Below are 10,521 nucleotides of genomic sequence, written 5' to 3'. Positions count from 1 at the left end.
CCTAACTGCCGCTGGATGAAAATGCAGTGGCAGGTCAATCCTTCCTAAGCGGCCAGCATCTAAAATCGCTCAATCGCCATCAAGTCGGACTGGACCGCAGGGTGCAAGTGTCGCTCTATTCAAGCGCAAGGACCTGATAACAGCAAGGCGATGCAGGAGGATCTCTCCGGCACCGCGGAGAAGCTCCGCACCTCCATATGGCGCTTTGGCCAGGATCGTATGTAAACGGGACGACTAGCCCTCACTGCGGTCCAGCTCGCGCTTACAGTCGGAATGCTTACGATGGGTCAAAATTGAACGCTCAAGCGATTCAGCCCCGCTGTGAATCCTCTGTCCTCTGCTGCTTACGTCAGCTTGTCACCGCCAAATGGGAGTACGTCAGGAAAAATTCACGTGAGAAAATCCCAGGAGAGGGTTGAACCGCCCGTAACGTCAAGTTGTACGATGTCCGAAATCGACGGTCACAGATCCTCCAACCAGCGACGGAGTGCAAATGGTATCAAGTCCAAAACAACGCATTAGCCTCCCGCTGCCAACTACGATCATCGAGTGTGCCATGCATTGATGCATCCGGGCACGTCGAAACCTGGCTGCATCGCCTTGCTAGCGTAAAGCGTGCCTGACCGGACAGGCTCACACGTAAATCGTCAGCCGACTGGCGCTTAATGGCTGCAAGAGGGCGCTCGCGCTCAAGCTTGCACATACGTGACAGTGGATGAAAGGGTGCGCCGGCGCCGGTTGCGCCCGAGTACTCAGTGCCAAAGGCTTTTTGGGAGGTCTGAAGGGCATCAATGAGCAGCTTTGTGAAACATCGCTCTCCAGCCGCAACGAGATATGGAGGCTGTCATCCGGCATCCGTTTCGAGCGCCACCACGAAGCGCGTCCGCGATCCATGTCGCTTCATTCGAAGCTGTTGATGAGGAGCGGGAGGCGCGCGACGGAGCTCTCCGGTGTGCGTACTCCGGGTCGTGGACGAATACAATGGTTAGGAGGAATGGTTTGACAAGACAGCGGTCTTTGCTGACGCCTGGTCCATTATCGTTATCGCTGGCGGTCAGGAGCCAGATGCAGCTTGATCTCGCGTCTCGCGATGACGAGTTCAAGGAAGTGACCGCCTCCATGAGGCGGCTGATGCTCAGCTTGCTGGGGAACGCTGAGGCCTATTCGGTGGTGCCTATTCAAGGAGGTGGCTCCTTTGCAATGGAGGCGGCCCTCTCTTCATTTGTGTCCCGAGCCCACAGGCCGCTCGTCTGCGTAAACGGCATCTATGGCGAGCGCATTCTCAAAATTTTGCGGCTGTGGGGCGTCGAAGCACTGAAGCTTGTTAAGCGCGCGACGGATCCGTTGGATCCGGAAGAGATCGGCGAGTATCTGAGCCGAAATCCCGGCGTTACGCACCTGTGTTTCGTGCATTGTGAGACGACAACCGGAATCGTCAATCCACTGCACGAGATCGTGGAGGTGGCGAAGCGACGTGGCGTAAAGACCATCATCGATGGGATGAGTTCCTTCGGGGCCGTCAATATCGATCTGAGCCAGCGTGGACCTGACGTACTGGTCACATCGAGCAACAAGTGCATAGAAGGGCCGCCGGGAGTAGCGTTTGTCATCGCCTCGCGCGAGCTGCTGGAGAATGCGGCTCAAGAACCGAGATCGTTTGTGCTCGATGTGAGAGATCAATGGCGCTCGCTCGAGCGCACGGGTGAGTGGCGGTCGACCCCTCCAACCCACGTCGTTCAGGCAACGACAATGGCTTTGAAGATTCTGCACGAGGAAGGCATCGATGCCAGGCGCTTCAGGTACGAGAAGGTCAGAGACGAGCTCATCAAGGAGCTCGAAGGGATAGTGGCTCCGCTGTTGTCTCTCCAGTTGCAGTCCCCGGTCTGTGTTGCGTTCAGTGCGCCGCCCGGAATAGTGGACCAGCAAGGATTCGATGGGCTGTATCGCCACTTGGCGGCCCACAATCTTTACGTCTACTCGAAGCTGCATCTTGCCACGCGAAGCTTCCGGATCGGTTGCATTGGGGAAGTCCAATCCAGCTGGATTGAGCAGTTGGGATGCGCCTTTCGTACATATTTCCGGTCCGGTCAGGCTCGGTCATCAAGGCCAGCGTCGGGCCAAGAGGCATATGGGGCGCGCGTAAAGATGCCGGCTCAAGCAGCTGGGGCACGGCAGCAGCTGCTTTCCGCCGAGACTGCTGTTCTGCATGCGGGCTATCGACGCGACCCGGTGACGAAAGCCGTCGCAGTGCCGATTTACCAGAATACAGCTTATGAACTCGATGGCGATCTAAATCACATCGCTGACGTCTACAACGTCAAGGCGGATGGGTTCACCTACACGAGGATTATCAATCCGACGACCCGCGCGCTGGAGAAGCGCTACGCCGCCGTCGACATGGGCAGCGACTCGCTCGCCGTTGCGTCAGGTCAAGCGGCGACGTTCCTTGCTATCATCAATCTTTCAAGTGGCGAAGTAGGGGACAATATCGTTGCCTCTCCGTATCTATATGGCAATACCTGGAACCTGCTCCACAACACCTTAAAGCGTTTGGGAATCAGTGTGAGGACAGCAGATCCTCGAAGGCCAGAGACGTTCGAGCGTGCCATTGATGATCGCACGATTTGCCTGTTCGGAGAGGTAATTTCGAATCCCTGTCTGATTCCGCTCCCCGTCAAACAGCTGGCGGAAATCGGCCGAAGGTATGGCGTGCCTCTGGTCGTAGACAATACGACCACGCCATTGGTATGTCGGCCGTCAGACCTGGGCGCTGCAATTACGACGTACTCTGCGACAAAATATATATCCGGTCATGGCACGACCCTCGGTGGACTAATCGTTGACAGCGGTAAGTTTAGCTATCGGGGAGCCTCCCGCTTTCCCTTGTTCAACGGTCCCGACGAAGCGCATGGCGGAATTGTCTGGCACAACGCTGTGCGCGATGTCGATGATCTAGGGAAGAGCGAGTTTCTCCTGAAGGCTCGCATGACGTGGTTGCGCGATACCGGTGCAGCTATCGCCCCGTTTGCGAGCTTTCAACTGATCCAAGGGCTTGAAACGCTGCCGCTTCGCATGAAGCAGCACTGCGCGAACGCTAGGATCGTCGCCGGCGTTCTAAAGGAGCATCCCAAGGTGCGTCGCGTCTTCTACCCGGGGCTCTTTGAAGGCGTCGATCGGGAAATCGTCGATCAGACACTCAACACCGCATACGGACACGGGGCGATGGTCATGTTCGAAGTGGAAGACGAGCTGGCCGGGCGCAAGTTCATCCAGAACGTTGACTTGATGTATCACGTTTCCAATGTGGGAGACGCCCGCACGCTCGTCACTCATCCTGTCTCGACGACCCACACCACTGTCCCGCGGGAAAAGCGCGAAGCCGCCGGCATATTTGGTGGCTCAATCCGGCTTTGTGTCGGCATCGAGGATGTTAATGACATCTTGCGCGATTTGGACAAGGCGCTTTCCGCAATCTGACAACCTGCAAGGCGATCAGGAAGAGGTTCTCATGAATCAGGCAGACGCTTGGAAACTGAGGTCATCACGATATGAGGCCATTCAATTCAGTCGGGAGATCAATAAGCAGCTTTCGGAGCTAAGGCCGGACAACATCACGGGGGCCGCCTACATTGCGAAAGATTACGCCGTCATCACAGCGTGCACGCTTGCGACCGTGTCCGTCTCGTGGTGGCTCTACCCGTTGGCCGTTCTCCTGATCGGTGCCTATCAACGCGGATTGACAACCATCGCTCACGATGCGGCTCACCGCACGCTCGCGAAGAATACGACCTTGAATTATGTACTGGGCATTCTGTTCGCTTCCTATCCCTTGTTCCAACGCCACTGGGCCTACCGGATCTCACATGTCTACTTGCATCATCCCTATCTCGGCGACCCGGACAAGGATCCCGACCTGAAGTTTTTCCTGGCCAGCGGCGTCTACGATGTGCAGCCTCCAAAGAGATACGCTTTCAACATCATCTGGAAGCCGATCTTCGGCGGCGCGACAGTAGCGTATCTGAAGTATCTTTGGACTAATCGGTTTTCGATCGAAGAGACCGAAGATCAGAGCCGTTCAGGCATACTTGTCGACAGGTATGGCTTCTATCTGTTCTGGTTCAGCATCCTGGCCGGATCATATGCTCTTGGTCTGCTCCATATCGTCGTTCTGTTTTGGATCGTGCCCTATCTCACCACGTTTCAGGTCCTCGGCTGGTTTATCGAACTCGCTGAGCATTCACCCATGTGCGAAACAGAGACGCAGAACGTCTATCTCACCAGGAATCGGAAAGGAAGCTTCCTCGAACGAGCCATCCTGGGACAGAATCTGGATGAGTACCACCTTGAGCATCACCTTTCACCCGGTATCCCGTTTTGGCTGTTGCGCAAGGCTCAGAAAATCCGAATGCGGGATCCAAACTACGCGAAAGTCGCCGCCACATGGGGCGGGCTCTTTGTCAAGGGACCTCAAGGTCAGCCTAGCGTCATAACTCAGTTGAAAGAGCGAAATCGACGGCTGTATGAGCAGTCCGTTGCCGGGGTTCGCACGCGAGGTACGGTGGCGTGAGGTTGCAACAGCCCGAGCGCACCCAAGCCGTTGTCGCCGTCACTTCGAACCGTTTTCTGGTCGATGGTGTGCATCGCGACTGGTTACGGCGCAAGTACGTGCAGGCACTCCATCGCCATGCGGGCGTGGCTTGTGTCATATTGCCGACCGTCGACGCGGAAGATGCTTTGGAGGAGGTCGCCCCAGCCATCATGCGCCGGCTCGACGGTCTGGTCTTGACAGGCGATGAATCGAACGTGGACCCCGCAGTCCTGTCAGCGCCCGCGTCCTTGGATCCTGATCGGCAGGATGTTGAGCCTGGGATCCTTGACCGTCCCCGGGACAGGCTCTCTGCCGTGGCCATAGAGAGCGCCATCGCCCTCGGAATGCCTATTCTGGGCATCTGCCGTGGGCTTCAGGAACTCAACGTCTATCTCGGCGGAACACTCCGCCCATCGCTTGCGGAGTGGAGCCGAGAAAGCGGCGCCATGCATGCTGAGAAGCCAGACCGTCCCAGGGACCGTCAATACGATGCCGCGCACCGCGTCAGGATATCATCCGATGGCGCACTGTTTCCAATCGCGCGGATGATCGAAGCGCAAGTCAACTCGCTGCACAATCAAGGCATCGAGGCGCTTGCCCCAGCGCTGAGGCGCGAGGCGTGGGCGCCCGACGGTCTGGTCGAGGCAGCTTCAGTGATTGGCGCTCCGACGCTGCAAATCGGTGTGCAATGGCACCCCGAATGGCACGTCTCAACCGACGTCCTCAGCAAGCAACTGTTCAAGGCATTTGGAGAGGCGTGTGTTGGGTACTGCCGGACTAAGAAGGGTTAGAGGCAGATCGTGATATTGCAAACGAAACGTGGCTCGCGCGAGCCGAAAGGGCAGTCCTGCGAAATGACCTCGCGCGCGTGGGCTTCCGAGAGCTCCGCCCGGTCTCGCGGGCACAAAAGGGGTGGACGATTGACGAGTGGCTTCGCTCTAGGAGTGCTTTTTGTGGCGCTTTATGTCGTTCTGAGCGCGGCAGGGGAGGTTTATGCGGCATCGTATTTTCAGAAAGCGGACGTGTTCGTGGCGCTCCTGCTGTCTTTCGCGGTGGTTTGTATAACGTTCAACTTCTTGGCTCGCCAGGAGGGAGGCGAAGCAAGAGCCGGAAAATGGTCGCTCCTGGTCTTCATCGTACTCAACGTCGTGACGGCGATCAGCTGGATCGGCCTATTTATAGGACTGAAATACGCTGAACCTGCGATCGTGGTCGCTTTCATGGTGGCGTTGGGGCCCGCCGCAACAGTGTGGTTAAACGCCCTGATCAGGCGCAGCGGCGCCCCGCCAACATCCGATATTGTCGTGAGCGCCGCGATTGCGACGATCGGGACTTACATGATTTGGATCTCGGCCAGCGGCAATGCGGGCGTGGAGTGGGGAGCCCGATCGTCCTTTGGCATCGTCTTGGCCATCGTGGCCGGCCTATCGCTCGCCCTCACGAATATACTTGTCAAGGTGCTGTTCGACCGCGGGTTTTCCGGCCGACAGGTCCTGGCGCATCGTTTTTATGGAACCATTCTCTTGCTGCTGGGGCTGGTCGACCATTCATCTATCGTGCCCGAGATCTCGCAGCATTGGTTTGCGATCGCAGCAATTGGGCTGTCGACGATCGTTTTGCCTTTGCTGTTGATTCAGCAGGGCATTCGCCGCGTAGAGCCCTTCACCGTCAACATGGTCCTGTCCACCGCCCCCATCGTCACCTTCCTGTTCCAATACTTCGATTCTCGCATCGTGCCTTCGTCACATACGTTCGTTGGAAATGTCCTCATTACGGCTATCGCTGTCAGCAACATCTACTTGCACTATCGGAGATCCGCATGAAAGAACGGAAATGTGTAGTCGTGGATGCATACTCTACCGGCCGCTACCTACCCGAAGAATTCAAGCGCTATGGAATTGGGACGGTACATGTGATGTCGGCCGCACAGATTCCACCCATATTCCAAGCGCATTTCAATGCGGATCTGTACGATGAACTCATTCGCCCCGGCGAGCGCATGGGGTATGATGACCTCGTTGAATATCATCTTCAGGCCCTCCAGGGCAGAGAATTTGAGTTCGTTCTCGCGGGTTGCGAGTCTGGAGTCGAACTCGCCGATTCGTTGTCCGAGCGGCTGGGCTTACCTTCAAACGGGACCGCTCTATCGGCTGCTCGGCGTGACAAAGCACGATTGTCTTGCGCGCTGACCTATGCCGGTGTGCGATCGATCAGACAAGTCGTGTCTGACAATGCTGTAGAGATCGCAAGCTGGAGGCGCGAAGCGAAGTTCGATGACATCGTGATCAAACCTCTGAACAGTACGGGCACCGAGGATGTATTCTTTTGCTCGACAGATTCCGATATTCAGCGTGCTCTAAGCGCGATTGTTGGGAAGACGAACCGTGTCGGAGCATTGAATCGTTTTGCTCTCGGGCAGCAAAAAATAAACGGCCAACAATACACAGTAAACGCCGTCTCGATCCACGGAGATGCCTTCGTTACGGAGGCCTGGACCTATGACACCGTTCCTATCGAGGGGGCATCATCCGTCTGCTCACTCGAAAGATTGTTGGACGGCAACGAACCAATCGTTCAGGAGCTCTCCGACTACCTGGAACGTGCGTTGCAGGCACTTCAGATCCTCGAGGGACCGGCTCATGCCGAGATCATTGTCGATCATCGGGGGCCCGTTCTGGTGGACTTCGGGGCGAGGCTTCAAGGGACTATGTCGGCAAAAGCACGAACGATGGCGTTGGGGCATAACCATATCACGCTTACCGCTTGGCGCTACGCAGATCCCGAGGGCTTTGGTGAGTACATGAGAATGCGCGGGCCGTACAAGCGGAACGCGCACGCACTCTGTGTCTCCCTGATCTCTGACAGGGGCGGTGTCGTTGCCGGCTACCCGGGGCTCCAAGCAATCCGCAAACTCCCGAGCTTTGCGGATGCCATTGCATTCGTTCCAATTGGTGAAGAGCTGGTTCCGACTATCGATTTGGCGTCGACACCGGGCATCGTCTATCTCGTGAATAGCGACATGAATCAGCTTAATGATGACTATCACAAGTTGCGAGAAATGCGGATGGACCAGGTGTTCGAATTGGTGGCGCGGGATAGCCAGTGATGGCAACTGAAGCAGCCTTGACCGGAGCCACTCCAACCCGCGTAGCGATGATTGGCGTAAGCGACTTCGACGGTGTGCTGCGAGGCAAACATGTCTTAGGTGAAGATCTCTCGGGTCAAGATAAAGTCATCAAGTTCTCTGAAGCGGTGCTGGCGTGGGATTGTTCGGATCGGGTCATCCCAATCAGTTTCACGCAGCAGCCGTTATCAGCATTTGGCGATGCTGACCTGCGTATTCTGTCTGCCACCGGCCGTTCGGTGTCTGATCTCGGCAATCAATATCTCTACCTCGCCGAGTTCACGGGCGCACATGAGAACATCTGCCCGCGGGGTGTTCTGCGTAACGTCCTGAGAAGGGCTGCTGACCTCGGATACAGATGCGCTGTTGGGTTCGAGTTTGAATTTATGTTGTTCAAGGAGAGCGCCGATACAATTGAGGATAAGCCGTTCAGCGAATGGGCTCCTTTAACACGCGGCCCGTTCGGCTACTCGATTATGCGCTCCGTTGCTCACCATGAGCTGTTCGATGAGATATTAGCGCTTTGTGAGAAAGCTAGAATACCTCTCAGCGGACTGCACTTCGAAACGGGACCGGGCGTGGTCGAAGCGTCACTTCGTCATTGTGATGCGTTGGAAGCTGCCGATCGAGCAACCATATTCAAGTCGATGATAAAAGCATGGGCGCAAAGGCGAGGCATGATGGCTACATTCATGGCCAAGGTTTCCGAGGATTGGCCGGGCCAGTCCGGCCATATTCACATTTCGATGTCCTCGGATGGTCAGAATGCGTTTCACGACAGCAATGCGGCCGGCAACCTCTCAAAACTTATGAGGCAATTCATCGCCGGACAATTGAACTACATGAACGAGTTTTGTGTGCTCGCTGCGCCGAACTTCAATAGCTACAAGAGGTTCGTGCCTGGCTACTGGGCACCAATCTGTCCAAGCTGGGGAGTTGACAACCGCTCCTGCGCGGTTCGCGCTATCTTGGGGGAGCCATCCGTCCATCGTCTGGAATATCGGCTGGCTGGCGCAGACGTGAACCCATATCTTGCGCTCGCATGTGCCATTGGTTCCGGAATATTGGGAGTCGAGACAGGTGTGGCACTACCCGCGTCGATCGCCGGTGATGCAAGTGTGGGAATGACTGCGAGACTACCTCAAAGCTTATCAGAGGCAACTTCTCGTTTCGCACAGTCAGCGGCGGCGAACGAGATTTTCGGAGAAAGGTTTGTTGAAGCATTTTCTTGCTCGCGCCGTTGGGAATGGGACGCCGTTCAAAATCGAGTGACCGACTTTGAACGTCGGAGATACTTCGAGATCATCTAGCTTGTCTTGACAGTTCTGTGCCTCATTCCTCTCGCAGCCATGTGAAGGGCGCGTCTCTCGTTAAGGAGAGCCGTGGGGAGCTGATGAGGTCTGCTGCCAACTGCTCTGTGGCCGCAATTGCCGCTTCGGTGCAATGCAGATAAGCTGTGCTCGACTTTTTCAAGAAGGAAGGCAAAAGGGGAATATTTGTCCAGTGGGGCGAAGCCGAAGAACAGGACGCGCAACGCTGTAGCCGAACCGCGGAGCCCCGCGCCCGAGACGAGGTTGGCGTAGATCGGTGCTGGCCAGGAGGCGCCCCGCGCGGCGCTCTGAGTTCCCTGCCGGCGAAGAGGGCCAATCACTTTTGGTCCTGGATTCATGAGAGCGAGAAATGCTGCGCAGTCTATTTCGCGAAGATGCGTAAAGGATTGTCCCTCAAGCGCCGCACGAGGGTATCGCGCAGAACCGCCCCGGCAAATCTTGGGACGCGCGCGTACAAAGGCTGCAACAATGATCTTGCCTTTATCGGCTTCGAACGGGTGAGCGCATCACGCGAAAGGCCAAAGAACTTTAGGGAAGGCCGTAGCAAAGTACTGCTCCGGTGAGAGCCCCCGGTGAGGCCGCGTTCGCTGGATAGCCGATTTGCGATCAAGCAGCGTGAGTGACGCACGCGTGCTAGGACCGGACCGTCGTAGGACGCGATCTCTCGGTGTGAGGAAAATCGTGCCAAGCTAGTCAAGCCTTAAAGACATGGCAGAGCTTGCTCTTGGCGGTGCAGTTGAGCCCAAATGAGCGGGTCGCCACTAAAAGTAGCCGAGCAGTTGGGATCAACAGCGCGCTACATTGCTGCGCCCGAGAAAGATGTGACGGGCCCACCGTCAGGCAGTGCCACAAGGGTAGCGGTTCCACCACACCGTGAAGTCGATCAGTGCCGTCTTCGGTTTTGACGGGCTCTACAGGAGAGTACGCTTCGATAGAGAAATGAGAAAAAATCGGCCGCTGAAATACACCCGCGATGGGACGCAGATGAGTGCGGCCGAAACATCGTCTCATCCGGCCAAATCTCGCCGTCGACCCAGCAGGCTCCACTCGTCAGACGCTGCATCCGGGTAATGCAGCGTAGGAGTGTGGTCTTGCCGCACCCTGGAGGACGGACAAATTCCCGTGAGTCCCTTGGCGTGAACGCTGAATCGCAACCAGCGAACAGTTGCGGGAGATCAGCTGAACGGCGACTGCGATATAACCCAGCTCTGCTCCCTCACGTGCCCGCACCTGGGCCGTTTACTTCTACAAAAATAACGAGAAGAACAGTCAGAAAGGCGACAATCAGAACCCCGCGGAGGATAGCTGTATTGCTTGAGCGCGGTGTCTCTGCAGCTAGGAGATTAAAAGGCGGGGCGGCAGGATTGCACATCCCGTACGTCACAAGGGGGACGTTAAGCCTATCAGCGCCATCGGATAACGTACAGAGTCTTTCGCACTTTCAGGATTGACGGCTTCTTCTAGAATGAAGGAGCTTT

7 protein-coding genes are annotated in these 10,521 nt (G+C 56.4%); 6 read left to right on the top strand and 1 reads right to left on the bottom strand.

Annotated elements, in window-relative coordinates; genetic code table 11:
• Positions 1-1,065 precede the first annotated feature (1,065 nt).
• The 6 genes from XI05_RS39480 (at position 1,066) to XI05_RS09450 (ending at position 9,022) form a co-directional block, all read left to right on the top strand.
• Positions 1,066-3,477 (top strand): 2-aminoethylphosphonate--pyruvate transaminase, encoded by a 2,412-nt coding sequence (locus XI05_RS39480; RefSeq protein ID WP_442869249.1) that lies wholly within the window; start codon positions 1,066-1,068, stop codon positions 3,475-3,477.
• Between the two features lie 31 nt (positions 3,478-3,508).
• The gene (gene rtxC, locus XI05_RS09470) at positions 3,509-4,567 is read left to right on the top strand and encodes a dhydrorhizobitoxine desaturase (protein WP_271500854.1); all 1,059 of its coding nucleotides are present in this window, start codon (positions 3,509-3,511) and stop codon (positions 4,565-4,567) included.
• The gene (locus XI05_RS09465) at positions 4,564-5,379 is read left to right on the top strand and encodes a gamma-glutamyl-gamma-aminobutyrate hydrolase family protein (RefSeq protein WP_271500852.1); all 816 of its coding nucleotides are present in this window, start codon (positions 4,564-4,566) and stop codon (positions 5,377-5,379) included. Before rtxC ends, XI05_RS09465 begins: the two co-directional genes overlap by 4 nt.
• Before the next feature lie 162 nt (positions 5,380-5,541).
• Positions 5,542-6,411 carry a DMT family transporter gene (locus tag XI05_RS09460; protein WP_271500851.1) on the top strand — a complete coding sequence of 290 codons (870 nt, stop codon included), beginning with the start codon at positions 5,542-5,544 and terminating at the stop codon, positions 6,409-6,411.
• Positions 6,408-7,694, top strand: a complete 1,287-nt coding sequence (locus XI05_RS09455; protein ID WP_271500850.1) for an ATP-grasp domain-containing protein — start codon at positions 6,408-6,410, stop codon at positions 7,692-7,694. The genes XI05_RS09460 and XI05_RS09455 overlap by 4 nt, the downstream gene beginning before the upstream one ends.
• Entirely contained in the window at positions 7,694-9,022 is a 1,329-nt protein-coding gene (locus XI05_RS09450) for a glutamine synthetase family protein (RefSeq protein WP_271500848.1), read from the top strand. The genes XI05_RS09455 and XI05_RS09450 overlap by 1 nt, the downstream gene beginning before the upstream one ends.
• A gap of 904 nt (positions 9,023-9,926) precedes the next feature.
• On the opposite strand, the gene XI05_RS39715 is transcribed toward XI05_RS09450, so the two are convergent.
• A complete protein-coding gene (locus tag XI05_RS39715) occupies positions 9,927-10,208 on the bottom strand; it encodes an ATP-binding cassette domain-containing protein (protein WP_442869250.1) in 282 nt (93 codons plus the stop codon).
• Between the last annotated feature and the right edge of the window lie 313 nt (positions 10,209-10,521).

Origin of the sequence: Bradyrhizobium sp. CCBAU 11357, from assembly GCF_028128865.1 — a bacterium.
Lineage (GTDB): Bacteria > Pseudomonadota > Alphaproteobacteria > Rhizobiales > Xanthobacteraceae > Bradyrhizobium.
Note: the sequence above shows the minus strand (reverse complement) of the source record. Positions and strands in the feature narration are given on the sequence as shown.